Here is an 18,513-nt window from a genome sequence, read left to right on the forward strand (position 1 = left end):
GCGGCGTCCACTACTGACCGGCGTCCCCGGTGTAGGGCTCGCCGATCCACTTCTCGTACAGCTCGGCGTAGGTGCCGTCGGCGAAGGCCTCGTCGAGCATGGCGTTCACCTCGCCGAGGAGCTCGGTGTCGTCCTTCTGGACCGCGAAGCCGTAGTGCTCCTCGGTCTCGATGGGCGTGACCAAGGTGAGGTCGGTCGAGTCGCCGATCATGGCGCTCCAGGTGGCGAGGTCGGCGATGGAGGCGTCGACGCTGCCGGAGGTGAGCGCGGCGTTGATGTCGCCCATGGTCTCGAAGGCGACGACCTCGTAGCCGTACTGGGCGGCGTTGTCGTTGGCGTAGGTCTCGCCGGTGGTGCCGGACTGGACGGCGACCTGCATGCCGGAGAGGCCGTCGAGGCCGGTCACGGTGGAGCCGGCGGCGACGACGAGGGCCTGGTCGGCCCGGTAGTAGGCCTGGGACATGCCCATGGCCTCCTGGCGCTCCTCGGTGATGGTGAGCCCGGCGGCGGCGATGTCGCAGGTGCCGGCGTTCAGGGCCGAGCCGGAGCCGATGGAGTCGAAGTCGATCTCGACGACCTCGACGGTCTGGTCCAGGCGCTCGGCGAGGAGGTTCATGAGGTCCATGTCGAAGCCGACGTACTCGCTGCCGTCGAGGTACTCGAAGGGTTCGAACGGGACGTTCGTGCAGACGGTGAGCGTGGTGTCGTCGCCGGAGTCCGACGTACAGGCGGCGGCGGCCAGCCCGGTCCCGATCAGGGCCAGTGCGGCGGCGGCGCGGCGGGCGTTGGTGTTCACCTGAGGGCTCCTCATTGTTGACGGATTCGCTGATCATTCCGGTCGGACACTCCCATAGTTGTTCCAGCTGGTGGAAAATGTGGCTGGTTTCGCACTAAAGGGCCCGGTCGAATCGGCGTTCGCACGCTCTGTCACAGCCGCGTGAGAAAGTGGTGGGCATGCTGATGCTCATCGACGCCGCCTCGCTGTGGTACCGCGCCTACTACGGGCTCCCCTCCTCGATCAAGGCCCCGGACGGGCGGCGCTCGGGGGCGGTGCGGGGCTTCTTCGACGGCCTGGCCGTGCTGGCGCGCAAGCACTCCCCCACCGGGATGGTGTGCTGCCTGGAGGGGAACTGGCGGCCGCAGTGGCGGATCGACCTGATGCCCGGGTACAAGGCCGCGCGGGCGCAGGCGGACGGCGCGGAGGACACCCCGGAAGGCTTGGACGACCAGGTCGCGGCGATCGAGGCGCTGCTCCCGGCGCTCGGCGTGGCGACAGCGGTGCACCCGCAGTTCGAGGCGGACGACGTGATCGCGACCCTGGCGGCGCGCACCGCCGAGCCGGTGCTGGTGGTGACCGGCGACCGGGACCTGTTCCAGCTCGTCGACGACGACCGGGACCGCAAAGTCGTATACCTCGCGCGCGGGATATCTAAAGCGGAATTGTTCGATGGTGAGGCGGTCGCGACGAAGTTCGGCGTCGCACCGGAGCACTACGTGGACTTCGCGGTCCTGCGCGGCGACCCCTCCGACGGGCTGCCCGGCGTCAAGGGCATCGGCGCGAAGACGGCCGTGACGCTCGTGAACACGTACGGCGGTATCGCCGGGCTCAAAGCGGCGGCGGCCGAGGACGGCTCCGATCTGCCTGAGCGCCAGCGCAAGGCGATCAGCGAGGCGGGCGACTACCTCGACCGGGCCGTCAAGACCTCCACGGTCGTCGCCGACGTCGACGTGCCCGTGGTCGACGCGGCCCTGCCCGCCGCCCCGAAGGACCCTGCAGCGGTCGAGGCGCTCGCCGCCCAGTGGGGCGTCGCCTCAGCGCTCCAGCGCTTCCACGAGGCCATCAGCGCCTAAGGCCCTAGCTCACTCCCAGACGGTCGCGGCCGCTTCGAACTCGGCGCGGTCGGAGTGCACCGGGATCACGCACACGATGTGGCCGCCGGGCGCGCGCAGCGTCCGGCACTCCAGCCACCGCGAAACCTCGTGGGCGCCGAGCGCGACCAGCCGCGCCGTCTCGGCGTCGAGATCATCGGTCTCCATGTCCACGTGGATGCGCGGCTCACCCTCGTCGATGCGCTGTACCACCGTGACGAGCCCGGGCAGGGCGCCCTCCAGGACGCGGAAGTGCTCCTCCCCCACAGCGGGCTTCGCGGGCGCGCCCAGGGCGCCCGACCAGAACACGGTCGCCGCGTCGGCGTCGGGGGTGTCGATCAGGACCGTCGAGAGGCGGCTGCGGTGCACGGGGATTCCTTCCAGGAGCGCACGATCGGCACGGCCGGGGGCCGTGCCGATCGGTACAGCGGTCTAGACGTCGGCGACGACGCCGCGGCGGATCGCGTCCACCGCTTCGTAGGCGGCGTCGGCGAGCTTATTGGATGACTCGGTGCCGATATATCTAGCAGCGGTGCCCATCTGGTGCAGCAGGTCGGCGGTGCGCCGCGCCCACCGCACGAAGTCGCCGCCGGGCATCGGCCACGGGCCGTCGGCGGCCGCGAGCGCCTTCGACAGCTCCTCGCCGCGCGTCCACCGGTAGATCGGCCAGGCCAGGCCCATCTGCGGGCGCGAGATCAGCGACAGGCCCCGCGTGTTCTCCGCGCGCCGGATCGCCTCCCAGCGCCGCACGGTCTTCGCGACCGGGTCGACGATCGGGCCGGGCACGGCCACGAAGAACTCGTCCTCCTCGAACCGGGACTCGTAGATCACCGTCGAGGCGATCGCCGCCAGCGAGGCCGGGTCCAGGCCCTCCCAGATCCCGTCGCGCAGGCACTGCGCCACCAGCAGGTCGGTCTCCACGAACAGGTTGCGCAGCAGCCGGCCGTCATGGGTGACGGTCTCGCCGTCGAGGTACCCGAACTCGCTGAGGACCTCGCGCACGGCCGTGAACTGCCGCGCCAGGGAGTGCTCGCGCCGCTCGGAGCGGCGCCGCAGCAGCTCGCCCTCGCGCTTGAGCCGCGACCAGCGGGACGCGTGCACGGTGTGCTGCCCGGCGTCGGGGCACAGGCGGCACGGGTGGGCCCTGACCTCCTCGCGCAGCTGCGCGATCTCGGGGGTCTCGGCAGCGCCGCCGCGCCGGGTCGGGCGCGAGCGGTCCCTTGTGGCCTCACGCAGGCTCGAAGCGAGATCGGTGCGGGACTTGGGGTCGCGCCGGTCGAACCGCTTGTCGATGCGGATACGGGTGACGACCTGCACGCCGCCGTCGAACGCGGAGGTCTCCAGCGTCCCGGCCCAGCCGTCTGCCGTCAGCACCGACCAGCGCGGGTCGTGGTGGCGCGAACCGCCGGTGGGGCGCAGGAACACGGCCCAGCCGGTGCGCTTGCCGCGCGAGATCCAGATGACGTCGCCGCCGCGCAGCTTCTCGAGGTTCGTGCGGGCTTCGTCGCGCAGGGCGCCCTTGCGGCGCTTCTGCGCGCCGCGCTCGGCCTGCGAGAGCTGCTGCGTCAGGTCGTAGTAGGCGAGGAAGTCGCCCAGATGGCACTCGGCGCCTTCGGCGGCCTCGGCCGCGCGGCGGTTGAGGGTGCGGGCCTGCTCGGCGATGTGCACGGCCTCGGAGTCGGACTGGAACTGCGCGAACGAGGACGCCAGGACCTCTTGCGCCCGTTCGACACCGGCCGCGCCGATGAGGTTCACGGCCATGTTGTACGAGGGCGCGAAACTCGAGTTGAGCGGGTAGGTGCGCTTGGAGGCGAGCCCGGCGAGCTCCTTGGGGCGCACGTCCTCGGCCCACACGGTCACCGCGTGGCCCTCGACGTCGATGCCGCGCCGCCCGGCCCGGCCGGTCAGCTGCGTGTACTGGCCGGGGGTGAGCATGACGTGGTCGGAGCCGTCGTACTTGATGAGCCGCTCCAGGACCACCGAGCGCGCCGGCATGTTGATGCCCAGCGCGAGCGTCTCGGTCGCGAACACGGCCTTGAGCTTGCCGCGCTCGAACAGCTTCTCGACGACCTCCTTGAACACCGGCAGGAGCCCGGCGTGGTGGGCGGCGATCCCGGCGCCCAGGCCCGCGAGCCACCGGTCGAACCCGACGGCGTCGAGGTCGGCGGGGTCGATGTGGGCGACCGCGGCGGTCGCGTAGTCCACGATCTCGTCCCGCTCGCGCCCGTCAGTGAGCCGCAGCCCGGCCCGCACGCACTCGTCCACGGCCGCGTCGCAGCCCGCGCGCGAGAAGATGAAGTAGATGGCCGGCAGCAGCGCGGCCTGGTCGAGGCGCGAGACCACCCGGCCCCGGTCCACATAGGGCCGTCCGCCGCGGCGGCGCCCGCCCTGGCGGCCCTCGTTGCGCTCGCGCGCCCGGGCGTCCTTTTTGAGCAGTTCCTTGGAGACGTAGTCGCCGTCGGGCTCGAACAGGTCGAACAGTACGCCGCCGATCATCATGTGCTGCCACAGGGGCACCGGCCGCGTCTCGGAGACCACGACCTCAGTGGACCCGCGCACGCTCTTGAGCCAGTCCCCGAACTCCTCGGCGTTCGAGACCGTCGCAGAAAGCGAGACGACCCGGACCTCCTGCGGGAGTTCGATGATGATCTCCTCCCACACGGCCCCGCGGAAGCGGTCGGCGAGGTAGTGCACCTCGTCCATGACCACATAGCGCAGTCCGTGCAGTGTGGAGGAGCCCGCGTAGATCATGTTGCGCAGCACCTCGGTCGTCATCACGACGATCGGCGCCTCCCCGTTGATGACCGTGTCGCCGGTCAGCAGCCCCACGTTCTCGGCGCCGTGCGCGGCCACGAGGTCGTTGAACTTCTGGTTCGACAGCGCCTTGATCGGGGTCGTGTAGAAGCACTTCGCGCCCTCGGCCAGCGCCAGGTGCACGGCGAACTCGCCGACCACGGTCTTGCCCGCGCCCGTGGGCGCGCACACGAGCACGCCGTGACCGCCTTCGAGGATGCGGCAGGCCTCGACCTGGAAGTCGTCGAGTTCGAACGGGTAGTCCCCCGCGAAGGCCGCCAGCTGAGGCCATTGCCGGCGCGCCTGCGCGGCGGCGTGGCGTTGAGCCGGGGAGCGGTCGTCGGCGTAAGGCACGTCGGCGGTAACCATGCTCCCCACACTAGTCTGCCGGTCCGACAAGGGCACTCCGGTAACGCGGCTCCGCACCCGGCTGTGACGACGCCTACACGGCCGGGTATCGTCCGTCTGTGCACCGGGATTCCTCACCAGGAGATGACGATGCGGGACGCGGAGGGGTCGACGCGGTCCTGTTCGATTTCCAAGGCACCTTGGCGCAGGTGGAACCGCTCACGCGCTCGGTGATGCTCGCAGCGGAAGCGTGCGGGCGCAAACTCGACCCGATGGCCGTCACCGCGCTCGCCGACGCGATCGGCGCCCAGGGCTGGGTCGGCGCGGGCATGGAAGCGCGGGTACGGCCGCACTTCGCCGACGCCTGGGCCGACCGCGACCTCGACGAGGAAGCGCACCGCGAGGCGTACACGGCGCTGGCCGAGCAGGCCCACGGCGTGTTCGACGGCTTGAGCGAGGCCCTCTACGACCGGCTCGCGTCCCCTGAAGGCTGGGTCGCTTACGCCGACACGATCGGCACGCTCGTCTCCTTGAAGGCGCAGGGGTATCCGATCGCGCTGGTGTCGAACATCGGCTTCGACCCACGCCCTATCCTGCGGCGCTTGGGGATCGACCGGTTCATCGACGAGTGGGTGCTGTCCTGCGAGGTCGGCTACTGCAAGCCGGACGAGAAGATCTTCTACGCGGCGTGCCACGCGCTCGACGCGGAGCCGGGCCGGGTGCTCATGGTCGGCGACAGCATGGCGGACGCGGGGGCGGCGCGCATCGGCGCCCGCTGCTACCTGGTGCCGCACGCCGAGGCGGGCCGCATGGTCGGCCTGGAGGCCGTGCTGCGGCTCGTACGCGGCAGCTGCTAGCCCGCAAGAGGCTCTATATCCGAAGACGCTGAAAGGGCCCCACCGCGACAGCGGTGGGGCCCTTCCTCAATGCTCGACCTTCGTCCTCAACGGACTCAGGTGATGTCGTCGTAGCCGTCGACGCGGCGGCCGAAGCGGCCGCGCCGCTCAGGTTCGCCCGGGTAGTCCTCAGCGCCGAGATCGCTGGCGCCGATGTCGGCGGTCGCGGTCATGTCGTCGGCGGAACCGATGTCACCGGCCTCGTCGTCGCTCAGGCCGCCGTCGTCGTAGACGATGCCCTTGCGCCGGTCGTTGAGGTAGGCGACGCCGCACGCGGCCAGGTAAAGCACGAGCATGCAGATCGCCAGCGCCGTCATGCCGAACGGGTCGGGCGTGGGCGTGAACACCGCGGTGAAGATGAAGCTCACCACGACCACGATCCGCCACCAGCCCAGCATCTGCTTCGCGTTGACCAGTCCGATCACGTTGAGCATCAACATGATGAGCGGGAACTCGAAGCCGATGCCGAAGACCATCATCACCGAGATGAAGAAGTTGAGGTAGTCCTCGAGGTTCAGCAGGATGACGAAGTCCTGGCTCGCCAGCAGCATGATGAACTCCATGCCGTGGGAGACCACGAAGTAGGCCAGGACCGCGCCGGCCAGGAACAGCGGCGCGGCGATCCCGATGAACAGGTAGGCGTACCGGCGCTCGTTCCGGTGCAGCCCGGGCGCGATGAAGGCCCAGAGCTGGTAGAGCCAGACCGGGGCGGTCGCGACCAGCGCCGAGTACAGCGAGATCTTCAGCATCAGGGCGATGTGCGAGATCGGCGAGTTCAGCACCGCCTCGCACTGCGCCCCGTCGCCGGACTCTTCGCCGCTGCCCAGAGCCGAGCAGTACGGGTCGGCCAGGAACTTGATGAGCTCGTCGGCGAAGTAGAAGGCGACCGCGGTGCCCACCAGAATCACGAGGATCGAGACGAGCAAGCGGTTCCGCAGGTCGGCGAAGTGCTCCATGAGCGTCATGGAGCCGTCGGAGGCGCGCTGGAAGTTGGACTTGCGTTTGCTCGCGCGCCGTGGCGGTTCGTCAGCCATATGCGTAACGACCGGTTCCGGGCTAGCGGGTCTTCTTGTGGTCGACCGATTCGCCGTCGATCACGGACTCGTTGACCGGCTGCGGCGGGTCGAGCGGCTCGCGCGTGTGCTTGGGCTCGGCGCGGGTGTCGCCGTCCTCTTCGGGATTGTTCCCGTCCTTCTTCATGGCCTCGGTCTCCGACTTGAGGATCCGCATGGAGCGACCCAGACCACGCGCCATGTCGGGAAGCTTCCTGGAGCCGAACACCAGCAAGATGACAACGACGAGAATGATGATGTGCCAGGGCTTCAATGCACCCATTGTTCGGTCCCTCCGGATATATGTCGGTGACGTTAACCATCGTATGCCGCTTGGAAGGCGGCTGCCACGGAGCCTGAGTCTCGGCTTGGTACCGGGTTCACCTGCGGTGGCGTGGCTACGACATCGTCGAGCCGGACAAGCATGACCGACGTTTGACACTTCCGTCAACACTGGAGCCTTCGGGAACCCTGATCTTTATCAGAATGTGGCGGCGGTGACGGTGGTGCGTCACTGCTTGGGCAGTGCGGCAGTGGCGCGTTCGGCTTCGGCGAGCGTCGCGTTCAGGCGTTCTTGCAGGTCCTGTAGTTCTCCTGCGCGTTCTTGGACGCGTTCGAGCCCGTATCGGAGTTGTTTGAGGGGGCCGAGGAGGCGTGCGGCCGCTATGGCCAGGAGCACGAGTCCGGCGAGTGCCAGCACGACCGTTATCGCCCAGATCATCGGGTCAGTCTAGCGCCGGGCCCGGTCGGGTTCGAGCGGGCCCGGCGGCGGGTCTCAGGCGTTCTGGTAGCGGGCCAGCGCGGTGCGGGCGGTGTGGCGGACGGCGTCGCGCAGCTCCTCGGGGGCGAGGACCTCCGCTTCGCCTCCGAGGCCGAGGACGAAGCGGCGGGCCCAGTCGAGGTCGCGCACGCGCATGGTGACGCGGCGGCGCCCGTCGGCCTCGCCGGTGATCTCGTCGCACGGGTAGGCGTCGGTGACGCTGGTCGCGCCGGGCCCGAGCAGCAGCTGGATGCGCGGCAGCTCGGAGGCGAGGAACGCGGTGGGCGCGGGCTCGTTGGTCAGGCGCAGCGGCTCGGAGGGCTCGTCGAGTTCGGAGCAGGCGTCGATGCGGTCGATGCGGAACTGGCGGATCTCCCCCGCGGCGCGGCACCAGGCGCGCAGGTAGGCGTGCCCGTCGGCAGCGACGACCTCGATGGGGTCGACGACCCGTTCGGAGGTGGTGTCGCGGCTCGCGGAGTAGTAGGTGATGCGGGCGGCGTGCCCGGAGGCGACGAGCGCGGCGTACCGCTCGGCCCGCGGGTCGGTGACGGTGTCGCGCACGGTGACGTCGGCGGGGGCCTCGCCCGCGGCGGCGGCGAGCTTGTCGAGCGCGGACGCGATCGCGGCGCGGTCGCCGACGCCGGGCGTGTCGGCGAGGACCCGCAGGGCGACCGAGAGCGCGAGCGCCTCGTGGGCGGCCAGGCGCACCGGGCGGTCCATCCCGGCGGCGAACAGGACGCGGACCTCGTCGGCGTCGAACGCGATGTCGATCAGATCGCCGGGGCCGTAACCGGGCAGGCCGCACATCCACAGCATGGTGAGGTCGGACTGGATCTGGTCGGCGTCGACGCCGAAGTCCGCGGCGATCTCGGCGATCGGGACGCCGTCGGGGCGGGCGACGAGATAGGGGACGAGGTTGAGGAGGCGGGCGAGCCGGTTCTGCTGGGTCACGGCGTCTCCTCCTCGTCGGCGAGGGCCTGTAGGCACGCGACGGTCTCCTTGACCAGTTCGGGCGGTTCGGTGACGAGGACGTCGGCGCCGAACGAGGCCAGCCAGGCGGCCGTCGCGGCGGTGTCGGTGTACGAGAAGCAGGCCTGGTCGCCCTCGGGGGTGCGCGGGCCGATCTGGTCGGCGCGGCGGCGCACGCCCCAGGCGCGCTTGGGCCGGACGAGGACAGTGGCGCGGCTGGGCAGCTGGCGGTCCTCGGACGCGGAGGCGAACGCGAGCACGTCGACGCCGTCGGGGATCGTGAACGCCCCTTCGGGGCCGGTGAGGCGGACCTTGCCGCTGATGCGCGAGAGCCGGAAGCAGCGCTGCGCGCCGCGGTCGAGGTCGTACCCGGCGACGTACCAGCGGCCGCGCCAGGCCGCGCAGCCCCACGGCTGGATGCGGCGCTGCTGGGCGGTCTCGTCGCGCGGGCCGAAGTAGTCGAAGACGACGGCGCGCCGCGAGGCGACCGCTTCGAGGAACGGAGCGAGCGCGGCCTCGGCGCCGGGCAGGGACGTGACCGGGGACGCGGCGGCGTGCGACTCGACGTCGATCCCGGCGGCCCGGAGCTTGCGGAGCGCGTCGGAGGACCCGGACTGGAGGTCGGGCTGCTGCCACAGGCGCGCGGCGGCGGCCACGGCGGCGGCCTCGGCGTCGGTGAACTCGATCTGCGGCAGCTCGAAGTCGGAGCGGGCGATCCGGTAGCCGGGCTCGCCGTCGCCGAGGTAGTCGATGCCCGACTGCAGCGGGATGCCGATGCGGCGCAGCTCGGCCTTGTCGCGCTCGAACTTGCGCTGGAACGCGTCGTGGGCCTTCTTGTCGTCGTGGTTGTGCTCGTAGCCGGGAACGGTCCTGGCGATCCTGGTGGAGGTCTGGAAGCGCCGCGAGGACAGCAGGCAGAGCACCAGGTTCACCAGTCGTTCAGTGCGATCGTTGGACACCCGCCCAGCCTATGCCAGGCGGCGGAGGCGCTGCCAGCACGCCCGCCCGCGTGCCGCCCGCCTACCGGGGGCGGCGGTGCGGGCTCGGTGGGCCGCACCGGTTCCGGCCGCGCTTGGTAGGGTCCGGGCGTGATCAGATGGCGATACGGGACTGTCACCGGCGTGCGCGGCGGCTGGCGCGGCTGCACCGAGCTGGAGGTCGACGTCGAGGCCCGCGAGGGCGAGGACGCGTTCTCCTGCCGGGGCCTGGCCTACGACGAGCTCGTGGGCTCGCCCGTGGTGGGCGACCGGGTGCTGCTCAACTGCAACGCGATCGCGAAGGGCCTGGGCACGGGCGGGTACGCGCTGGTCGTGGCCGTCCCCGACCGGCTCCCGGCCGACGTCGACGCCCCCGGGCATATCGTCAAGGCCCGGTATACGCCGCTGCAGGCGATGCGCCTGGCGGTCGACGAGGACGATTCGCCGCACCGCGCGGCCGTCGAGGCCTGCGAGGACCTCGGCGGGATGCCGGTGGTCGTGGCCGACCTGCACTCGGCGCTCGCGCCGATCCTCGCCGGCATCGAAGCGACCGCGCCCGGCGCGCGCGTCGCCTATGTCATGACCGACGGCGGTTCGCTCCCGGCGTGGTTCTCCCGCCAGCTCGACCAGCTCTCGGATCGTCTCTGCACGACGGTGACCGCCGGGCAGTGCTTCGGCGGGGACCTCGAGGCGACGAACGTGCACAACGCGCTCATCGCGGCGCGCGTGGTCGGCGGCGCCGACATCGCGATCGTGGCGCAGGGCCCGGGGAACCTCGGGACCGGCACGGTGTGGGGGTTCTCGGGGACCGCGGCGGGCGAGGCGGTCAACGCTGCGGCGGTGCTCGGCGGCAGGCCGGTGGCGTCGCTGCGGATCTCCGAGGGCGATGCCCGGGAGCGGCACCGCGGGATCTCGCACCACTCGATGACGGCGTACGCGAAGGTCGCGCTGGCCGGGGCGGACGTGCCGGTACCGGACGAGCTCCCGGCGGAGCTCGACGCCAAGATCAGGGGTCAGCTCGCCGAGCTGCCCGAACGCCACCGCCAGATCGAGGTTGACTGCTCCGGTCTCGTCGAGGCCATGGAGGCCCTGCCGGTCAAGCTGTCCACGATGGGCAGAGGCCTCGACCGCGACCGCGTCTACTTCGTAGCGGCGGCGGCAGCAGGCAGGCACGCGGCCCAACTCGCCACCCACCGCGAATAGCGGGCCAGCCGACACCACCGCTTCAGCCTGGCTTCAGGTACCCCGCCCTACGGTTGCAACCGGGGGCCCTTTCCCAGCGCCGAGCCGACACTCGGCGTGCCCCGGCGCCGATGCCTCACAGCACGAACAGGACCAGCACCCACACGCCGACGACCGCGGCCAGCGCGAGCGCCAGTACCCAGGTCGGGACCGTGTACTCGCCGCGGCGGTTGCGGGCGATCTCCTCGCGGATGCGCGAGGTGCGCCGCTCATAAACGGCGACCGGGTCGAGCGAGCTCAGCGCGCCCCGGCGCTCCCGGCCCCCGCGGGCCGGTCCGGGCTCGGCCGCCCCTCGCGGGGCGGCCTCGCCGTCGGTGTTCCGTTCGGCCACGACCGGCCTCACATGCTGGCGATGAGCTTGTCGACGCGCTCGTCCCGCGACCGGAACGGGTCCTTGCACAGGACCGTCCGCTGCGCCTGGTCGTTGAGCTTCAGGTGCACCCAGTCCACAGTGAAGTCGCGGCGCTTCTCCTGCGCCTTGCGGATGAACTCGCCGCGCAGGCGCGCGCGCGTGGTCTGCGGCGGCACTTCCTTCGCCTCGAAGACCTCGACGTCGTGCGTGATCCGCTCGGCCTCGCCGCGCTTCTCCATGAGGTGGTGCAGGCCCCGGCCGCGCCGGATGTCGTGGTAGGCCAGGTCGAGCTGGGCGACGCGCGGGCTCGAGAGCGCCAGGCCGCGCTTCTCGCGGTAGCGCTCGATGAGCTTGTACTTCGCGACCCAGTCGATCTCGCGGGAGACCGAGTCGAGGTCTTCGGACTCGACGGCCTGGAGCACGCGGCCCCACAGGTCGATGACCCGCTTGGTGCCCGCGTCGGCGCCGCGCTGGTCGACGAAGTCGATGGCCTTCTCCAGGTACTCGCGCTGGATGTCCAGTGCGGACGCCTCGCGGCCGCTCGCCAAGCGCACCAGGCGCTTCCCGGTCGTGTCGTGGCTGATCTCGCGGATGGCCCGGATCGGGTTCTCCAGGGTGAGGTCGCGCATCGTCACGCCGGTCTCGATCATCCGCAGCACCAGGTCGGCGGAGCCGACCTTGAGCATCGTGGTGACCTCGTTGATGTTCGAGTCGCCGACGATGACGTGCAGGCGGCGGTACCGCTCGGCGTCGGCGTGCGGCTCGTCGCGGGTGTTGATGATCGGCCGCGAGCGGGTCGTGGCCGAGGAGACGCCCTCCCAGATGTGCTCGGCGCGCTGCGACAGGCAGAAGCGCGCGCCGCGCGGGGTCTGGAGGACCTTCCCGGCGCCGCAGATGAGCTGGCGGGTGACCAGGAACGGGATGAGGACCTCGGCGAGGCGCCCGAACTCGCCGTGGCGGCTGACCAGGTAGTTCTCGTGGCAGCCGTACGAGTTCCCGGCGGAGTCGGTGTTGTTCTTGAACAGGTAGATGTCCCCGGCGATGCCCTCGTCGTGGAGGCGCTTCTCCGCGTCGATCATGAGGCCTTCGAGGATGCGTTCACCGGCCCGGTCGTGCTTGACCAGGTCCTCGATCGAGTCGCACTCGGGGGTGGCGTACTCGGGGTGGGAGCCCACGTCGAGGTAGAGGCGGGCGCCGTTGCGGAGGAACACGTTGGAGGAGCGGCCCCAGGAGACCACACGCCTGAAGAGGTAGCGGGCCACTTCGTCCGGAGACAGGCGGCGCTGTCCCCTGAAGGTGCAAGTGACCCCGTATTCGGTCTCCAGTCCGAAAATGCGCCTGTCCATGTCGAAACCCTACCCCGATTCGGTTGAGGAGAACACCCCTCGCGGTCGAACGGTTCCGTACCGCGACGGGCACTATGGAGATTGTTCGATTTACGGCGGTATGCACCTGGCTTGGTGCGGTCCCGCCGGGACTATCCGTCCAAAAGAGAGGGACGGCGGTTGCTCGATGGAGTGTCGGGTTCTGGTGCCGCTGCGGTTGCGGCCGGGCCGGTCGGTACCCGCGTATTCGCGGACCCTACCGGCCCGGCCGAAGCCGTTGGGCTCGTTAGGACTCGTCGGTTTCGGGGGCCTCGTCCTCGGCCGTCTCGGCCTCGGGTTCGGCTTCGGCCGCCGGGGTCGCCAGCAGCGCGTCGAGGGCCAGGCCCTCGATGCGGCGGAACGCCCGGCCCGGGCGCGCCCGCTCCAGGACCGCGACCTCGAGGACCTCCTTGGTCAGCTCGCGGGGCGTGCCGTTGCCGCCGGAGCTGGAGAGCGCCCGCAGCGCCAGCGCGAACGCGTCGGCGAGCGGGGCCTCGAAGTCGTGGCCTTCGGCCAGGATCTCCTTGAGCTGGTCGGCGTCGCCGCCCATGGCGAGGTAGCCGGGCTCGTCGTTGATGGATCCGTCGAAGGTGAGCCGGTACAGCTCGTCCTCCTGCGGTCCGGAGCCGACCCCGGCGACGCAGATCTCGACCTCGAAGGGCTTGGTCTGCTCGGAGAAGATCGCGCCGAGGGTCTGGGCGTAGGCCTTGGCGAGGCTGGCGGCGTTGACGTCGCGGCGGTCGTAGGAGTAGCCGCGCAGGTCGGCCATCCGGACGCCGGCGGTGCGGAGGTTCTCGAACTCGTTGTACTTGCCGACGGCGGCGAAGCCGATGCGGTCGTAGAGCTCGTAGACCTTGTGCAGAGCCGAGGAGACGTTCTCCGCGACGAGGAGGACGCCGTCGGCGCAGGAGAGCACGACGACGTTGCGGCCGCGGGAGATGTTCTTGCGGGCGAACTCGGCCCGGTCCCGCATGATCTGTTCGGGACTGGTGTAGAACTGCATGGCCATGTCCGGCTCCTCTCCTTATCCGTAGGGGTTCTCGGTGCGGGCCGCGATGACTGCGCGGGCGACGTCGGCCACGACGGCCTCGTCGACCCGCTTGGAGCCTTCGGCGGTGGCCGTCATGACCACGGGGTAGAGGTCGCGGGTCGGGTCGGGTCCGCCGGTGGCGGAGTCGTCGTCGGCCGCGTCGTAGAGCGATTCGACGGCGATCTTGACGGCTTCCTCGGTGCCGATGTCGCGGCGGTAGCGCTTCTTGAGGGAGCTCTTGGCGAACATGGAGCCCGAGCCGATCGAGTCGAAGTCGCGTTCGGCGTAGATGCCGCCGACGACGTCGAAGCTGTAGATGCGGCCCGCTTCCCCGATGGAGTCGGCGTCGATGTCGAACCCGGCGAAGAGGGGGACGACGGCGAGGCCCTGGAGGGCGATGCCGAGGTTGCCGCGCAGCATGGTGGCGAGGCGGTTGGCCTTGCCGTTCAAGGTGAGCGGGGCGCCCTCGATCTTCTCGTAGTGCTCGAGTTCGAGCTGGTAGAGCTTGACCAGTTCGATGCCGAGGCCGGCCGTGCCCGCGATGCCGACGAGCGAGTAGCCGTCTGCGGGGAAGACCTTCTCGATGTCGCGGCTGGAGATGTAGTTGCCCATGGTCGCGCGGCGGTCGCCGGCCATGACGACGCCCTCTGCGGTGCGGAGGGCGACGATGGTGGTGGCGTGGGCGCTGACAGCGGCGAAGTCGCCCGGCGGCAGGGGCCTGCGCCCCGGCAGCATTTCGGGTGCCACCTGCATGAGGAACTCCGAGAAGGAGGAGGTTCCAGCCGTCATATACGCGTTGGGCAGTTTGCCTGGGAATCCTTGACCTGTCACGACATGACCTCCCTAATCCTCTATTCAAAAAACGCGCCGGTAGAACGCGGCTCGCCGCTTCGGCCCGGGGGGCCGGAGGGGCCGCCGGTGGGGCAGGGCCCCGATGCGCCGTCCTTGGCGAAGCTTGCAAGCCATAAATTGGCATGGACGTCGCACCAGGTGGCCCTGTCACCGGCAGGGGGGCGCTACTGGCCGCCCTTTTGCACGAACGAGCGGACGAACTCCTCGGAGTTGGTCTCCAGGACTTCGTCGATCTCGTCGAGCAGGTCGTCGACTTCTTCGGTGATGGCTTCGTGCCGTTCGGCGATCTCGGGGTCTACAGCGGCCTCGGTGGCCTCGGCGTCGGCGTCTTGCCGCGACCGCTGTGACTGCGACTGCCCGCCGGAGTCCTTCGCTGCCATAGCTGTTCCCTTCTACCCTTGGTGCCTAAACCGTACCGCGAGAGTACGACAGCACGCCAGATACGACGCTGCACTGCCGTCACTTATTCCCGCGGGCGAAACAGGGCGCCTAGTCGGCGGTGATGACGTCGAGGAGGTCCTTGGCCGCTTCGCAGCGTTCGAACAACTCCCCCACATGGGCTTTGGTGCCCTTCTCGGGCTCCATCATGGGCACTCGCACGAGCGAGTCGGCGCCGACGTCGAAGATGACGGAGTCCCATGAGGCGGCGACGACTTCGGAGGGGTAGCGGGCGAGGCAGCGGCCGCGGAAGAACGCGCGGGTGTCGTGCGGCGGCTCGGTCATCGCGTTGATGATCTCGGTGTCGGTGAGCAGGCGCTTCATCTTGCCGCGGGCGACGAGGCGGTGGTAGAGGCCCTTCTCGGGGCGGACGTCGTGGTACTGCAGGTCGATGGCCTGGAGCTTCGCGGCGCCCCAGCCGAGGTTCTCGCGTTCGCGGTAGCGGTTGAGCAGCGAGAGCTTGGCGGGCCAGTCGAGCATGTCGGCCAGTTCCATGGGGTCGCGGGCGAGCGCGTCGAGCACGTACGCCCACATGTCGAGGACTTCGCGGGTGTCGGGGTCGGCGTCGGCGCCGCAGTAGGCCTCGGCCTGCTCCAGGATGGACTGCTGGAGTTCGATCGCGGTGACGCGCTTGCCGTTGCGCAGCTCGATCTTGTGCTTGAGGGTCGGGTCGTGGCTGACGGCGCGGAGCTCGGCGACGGGTTCGGCGATGCCGAGGGTGCCGTCGAACGCGCCGGACTCGATCATGGCCAGCACGATCGAGGCGGTGCCGACCTTGAGGAACGTGGCGTGCTCGGCGAGGTTGGCGTCGCCGATGATGACGTGGAGGCGCCGGTAGCGTTCGGCGTCGGCGTGGGGTTCGTCGCGGGTGTTGATGATCGGGCGCTTCAGCGTGGTCTCCAGGCCCACTTCGACTTCGAAGAAGTCGGCGCGCTGGGAGATCTGGAAGCGGTGCTCGGAGGCGTCCTGGCCGATGCCGATTCGCCCTGCGCCGCAGTAGATCTGGCGGGTGACCAGGAACGGCGTGAAGTGTGCGACGATGTCGGCGAACGGGGTCTGGCGCGACATGAGGTAGTTCTCGTGCGCGCCGTAGGAGGCGCCCTTGTTGTCGGTGTTGTTCTTGTACAGGTTGATCGGGCCGATGCCGGGCGTGTGGGCCGCGCGGAGGGCGGCCTCGGCCATGGTCATCTCCCCGGCCTTGTCGAACAGGACGATCTCGCGCGGGTTGGTGACCTCGGGGGTCGAGTACTCGGGGTGCGCGTGGTCGACGTAGAGGCGGGCGCCGTTGGTGAGGATGACGTTGGCGAGCCCGGAGTCCTCGTCGGCGAGGTTCTCGGCGGGGTCGTAGAGCGCGCCGGTGTACGTGAAGCCGCGCGCGTCGCGAAGCGGGGTCTCCTCCTCGTAGTCCCACCTGGCCCGGCCGCCTTTGGACAGCTCGGGGCGCGCGGCGTAGGCGTTGACGATCTGCGAGGAGGTCACCATCGGGTTGGCGCCCGGCTGGCCCGGCACGGAGATCCCGTATTCGATCTCGGTGCCCATAATGCGGCGTACGGTCATGGTATCGAGCCTAGTCCCTTCGGGCGCGGCGGCGCTCCCTCCGAGGGGAGACGTCTGGATTTCAGGGCCGCCGAGCTTCGCGCCGTTGAGGTTCTGGGTCTTCATGGCGATCGGTTACCCGGCGGCGGGTGGTCTGACACGTTCGAGGGGACGCCGATCGGCCGACGGGGGTCCGCCGGCCGATCGATGAAACGTCGCTACAGGTACTGGCCGGTGTTCGACACGGTGTCGATGCTGCGGCCGGAGTCGGGGCCCTTGCCGGAGACGAGCGTGCGGATGTAGACGATCCGTTCGCCCTTCTTACCGGAGATGCGCGCCCAGTCGTCGGGGTTGGTGGTGTTCGGGAGGTCCTCGTTCTCGCGGAACTCGTCGACTGTGGAGTCGATGAGGTGGCTCAGCCGGATGCCCTTCGACTGGTGCGTCAGGAAGTCCTTGATGGCCATCTTCTTCGCCCGCGCGACGATGTTCTCGATCATCGCGCCGGAGTTGAAGTCCTTGAAGTAGAGCACTTCCTTGTCGCCGTCGGCGTAGGTGACCTCGAGGAAGCGGTTCTCGTCCACTTCGGAGTACATCCGCTCGACGACCGCCTGGATCATCGACTGCACGGTGGCGTCGCGGTCCTTGTCGTGCTCGGCGAGGTCGTCGTCGTGCAGCGGCAGGGTCGTGGTGATGTACTTCGAGAAGATGTCCTTCGCCGACTCGGCGTCGGGCCGCTCGATCTTGATCTTGACGTCCAGGCGGCCGGGCCGCAGGATCGCCGGGTCGATCATGTCCTCGCGGTTCGAGGCGCCGATGACGATGACGTTCTCCAGGCCCTCCACGCCGTCGATCTCCGACAGCAGCTGGGGGACGATGGTGTTCTCGACGTCGGAGGACACGCCCGAGCCGCGGGTGCGGAAGATCGAGTCCATCTCGTCGAAGAACACGATCACGGGCATGCCTTCGCTGGCCTTCTCGCGGGCCCGCTGGAAGACCAGGCGGATGTGCCGCTCGGTCTCGCCGACGTACTTGTTCAGCAGCTCCGGGCCCTTGATGTTGAGGAAGTAGCTCCTGCCGGAGGCCTCCTCGCCGCGCATCTCGGCGACCTTCTTGGCCAGCGAGTTGGCGACGGCCTTGGCGATGAGCGTCTTGCCGCAGCCCGGCGGGCCGTACAGCAGGATGCCCTTCGGGGCGCGCAGCTCGTGCTCGCGGAAGAGGTCGGCGTGGAGGAACGGCAGCTCCACCGCGTCGCGGATCATCTCGATCTGGCCGTCGAGGCCGCCGATGTCGTAGTAGTCGACGTCGGGGACCTCTTCGAGGACGAGCTCTTCGACCTCGCTCTTCTGGATGCGCTCGTAGGCGTACCCGGCGCGCGGCTCGATCATGACCGAGTCGCCCGCGCGCAGCGGCCCGTTGATGAGCGCGTCGGAGAGCAGCACGACCCGCTCCTCGTCGGCGTGGCTGGTCACCAGCGCGCGGTCCGGAGGGCCGCCGCCGGTGGTCTCGATGAGCTCCTTGAGCGTCACCACCTCGCCGATGCGCTCGTAGTCGAGCACCTCGACCACGTTCATGGCGTCGTTGAGCAGGACTTCCTGGCCGCGTTCGAGCTCGTCGGGGTCGATCGACGGCGCGAGCGAGACGCGGAACTTCCTCCCGGAGGTGAAGACGTCGACGGTGCCGTCCTCACGGGCCCCCAGGAACACGCCGTAGCCTGACGGCGGTTGGGCGAGCCGGTCGATCTCCTCTTTCAGTGAGACGATCTGCTCGCGGGCCTCCTTCAAGGTGGCCACGAGCCGCTCGTTCTGCTCCGACAGGCGGTCGATCTGGGATTGGGCGGCGGCGAGCCGCTCTTCCAGAATGTGCATGTGTCGGGGCGTTTCGGTGAGACGGCGTCGGGCAGCGGCCAGTTCTTCCTGGAGCTCTTCGACCTGTCCTGACAGTTCGTCGTGCTCTGAGCCCTGGCTCAGGTTCTGTCGACGGTCATCGTTGCTACGTGCCACGGGTCACACCTCCCGAGTGAGGGTTGTCCTACTCC

At 69.7% G+C, this 18,513-nt stretch carries 18 protein-coding genes; 3 read left to right on the top strand and 15 right to left on the bottom strand.

What is annotated here, in order from left to right:
* Positions 1–10: 10 nt before the first annotated feature.
* Positions 11–796, bottom strand: a complete 786-nt coding sequence (locus ACZ60M_RS14760) for a transporter substrate-binding domain-containing protein (protein WP_465418283.1) — start codon at positions 794–796, stop codon at positions 11–13.
* A 158-nt stretch (positions 797–954) separates the two neighbouring features.
* On the opposite strand from ACZ60M_RS14760, the gene ACZ60M_RS14765 reads away from it, so the two are divergent.
* Entirely contained in the window at positions 955–1,851 is an 897-nt protein-coding gene (locus tag ACZ60M_RS14765; protein WP_465418284.1) for a 5'-3' exonuclease, read from the top strand.
* Positions 1,852–1,860: 9 nt separating this feature from the next.
* Here the strand turns inward: ACZ60M_RS14765 and ACZ60M_RS14770 are convergent, their stop codons facing one another.
* Positions 1,861–2,238, bottom strand: coding sequence for a VOC family protein (locus tag ACZ60M_RS14770; RefSeq protein ID WP_465418286.1), 378 nt, complete (start codon positions 2,236–2,238; stop codon positions 1,861–1,863).
* A 63-nt stretch (positions 2,239–2,301) separates the two neighbouring features.
* Positions 2,302–5,031 carry a DEAD/DEAH box helicase gene (locus tag ACZ60M_RS14775; RefSeq protein ID WP_465418288.1) on the bottom strand — a complete coding sequence of 910 codons (2,730 nt, stop codon included), beginning with the start codon at positions 5,029–5,031 and terminating at the stop codon, positions 2,302–2,304.
* Positions 5,032–5,129: 98 nt separating this feature from the next.
* Here ACZ60M_RS14775 and ACZ60M_RS14780 point away from each other — a divergent pair, with 98 nt between their 5' ends.
* Positions 5,130–5,867: an HAD family hydrolase gene (locus ACZ60M_RS14780; protein WP_465418290.1), complete on the top strand. Its 738-nt coding sequence runs from the start codon at positions 5,130–5,132 to the stop codon at positions 5,865–5,867.
* A gap of 95 nt (positions 5,868–5,962) precedes the next feature.
* Here ACZ60M_RS14780 and tatC read toward each other — a convergent pair whose 3' ends face one another.
* From tatC to ACZ60M_RS14805, 5 genes are all read right to left on the bottom strand, one after another.
* Positions 5,963–6,940: a twin-arginine translocase subunit TatC gene (tatC, locus tag ACZ60M_RS14785; RefSeq protein ID WP_465418292.1), complete on the bottom strand. Its 978-nt coding sequence runs from the start codon at positions 6,938–6,940 to the stop codon at positions 5,963–5,965.
* A gap of 22 nt (positions 6,941–6,962) precedes the next feature.
* Complete coding sequence (gene tatA / locus ACZ60M_RS14790) at positions 6,963–7,241, bottom strand: Sec-independent protein translocase subunit TatA (protein ID WP_465418294.1); 279 nt, start codon at positions 7,239–7,241, stop codon at positions 6,963–6,965.
* Positions 7,242–7,469: 228 nt separating this feature from the next.
* Entirely contained in the window at positions 7,470–7,679 is a 210-nt protein-coding gene (locus ACZ60M_RS14795) for a hypothetical protein (protein WP_465418296.1), read from the bottom strand.
* Between the two features lie 54 nt (positions 7,680–7,733).
* Positions 7,734–8,669: a helix-turn-helix transcriptional regulator gene (locus tag ACZ60M_RS14800; protein ID WP_465418298.1), complete on the bottom strand. Its 936-nt coding sequence runs from the start codon at positions 8,667–8,669 to the stop codon at positions 7,734–7,736.
* Positions 8,666–9,646, bottom strand: a complete 981-nt coding sequence (locus tag ACZ60M_RS14805) for a helix-turn-helix transcriptional regulator (protein ID WP_465418300.1) — start codon at positions 9,644–9,646, stop codon at positions 8,666–8,668. Before ACZ60M_RS14805 ends, ACZ60M_RS14800 begins: the two co-directional genes overlap by 4 nt.
* Before the next feature lie 129 nt (positions 9,647–9,775).
* Between ACZ60M_RS14805 and ACZ60M_RS14810 the strand changes: the two genes are divergently transcribed.
* Positions 9,776–10,867 (top strand): DUF3866 family protein, encoded by a 1,092-nt coding sequence (locus ACZ60M_RS14810; protein ID WP_465418302.1) that lies wholly within the window; start codon positions 9,776–9,778, stop codon positions 10,865–10,867.
* 115 nt (positions 10,868–10,982) lie between these two features.
* Here the strand turns inward: ACZ60M_RS14810 and ACZ60M_RS14815 are convergent, their stop codons facing one another.
* The 7 genes from ACZ60M_RS14815 to arc form a co-directional block, all read right to left on the bottom strand.
* Positions 10,983–11,237, bottom strand: a complete 255-nt coding sequence (locus ACZ60M_RS14815; RefSeq protein ID WP_465418345.1) for a hypothetical protein — start codon at positions 11,235–11,237, stop codon at positions 10,983–10,985.
* Positions 11,238–11,245: 8 nt separating this feature from the next.
* Positions 11,246–12,604, bottom strand: coding sequence for a Pup--protein ligase (pafA, locus tag ACZ60M_RS14820; protein WP_205327493.1), 1,359 nt, complete (start codon positions 12,602–12,604; stop codon positions 11,246–11,248).
* Between the two features lie 265 nt (positions 12,605–12,869).
* The gene (prcA, locus tag ACZ60M_RS14825; RefSeq protein ID WP_465418304.1) at positions 12,870–13,631 is read right to left on the bottom strand and encodes a proteasome subunit alpha; all 762 of its coding nucleotides are present in this window, start codon (positions 13,629–13,631) and stop codon (positions 12,870–12,872) included.
* 15 nt (positions 13,632–13,646) lie between these two features.
* A complete protein-coding gene (prcB, locus tag ACZ60M_RS14830) occupies positions 13,647–14,441 on the bottom strand; it encodes a proteasome subunit beta (RefSeq protein WP_465418306.1) in 795 nt (264 codons plus the stop codon).
* A gap of 227 nt (positions 14,442–14,668) precedes the next feature.
* On the bottom strand, positions 14,669–14,884 hold the full coding sequence (locus tag ACZ60M_RS14835; RefSeq protein WP_270123354.1) for a ubiquitin-like protein Pup: 216 nt from the start codon (positions 14,882–14,884) through the stop codon (positions 14,669–14,671).
* A gap of 109 nt (positions 14,885–14,993) precedes the next feature.
* The gene (gene dop / locus ACZ60M_RS14840; protein ID WP_465418308.1) at positions 14,994–16,499 is read right to left on the bottom strand and encodes a depupylase/deamidase Dop; all 1,506 of its coding nucleotides are present in this window, start codon (positions 16,497–16,499) and stop codon (positions 14,994–14,996) included.
* Between the two features lie 197 nt (positions 16,500–16,696).
* Positions 16,697–18,478, bottom strand: coding sequence for a proteasome ATPase (gene arc, locus ACZ60M_RS14845; protein ID WP_465418310.1), 1,782 nt, complete (start codon positions 18,476–18,478; stop codon positions 16,697–16,699).
* Between the last annotated feature and the right edge of the window lie 35 nt (positions 18,479–18,513).

It is taken from the genome of Glycomyces sp. NPDC050141 (assembly GCF_055586545.1).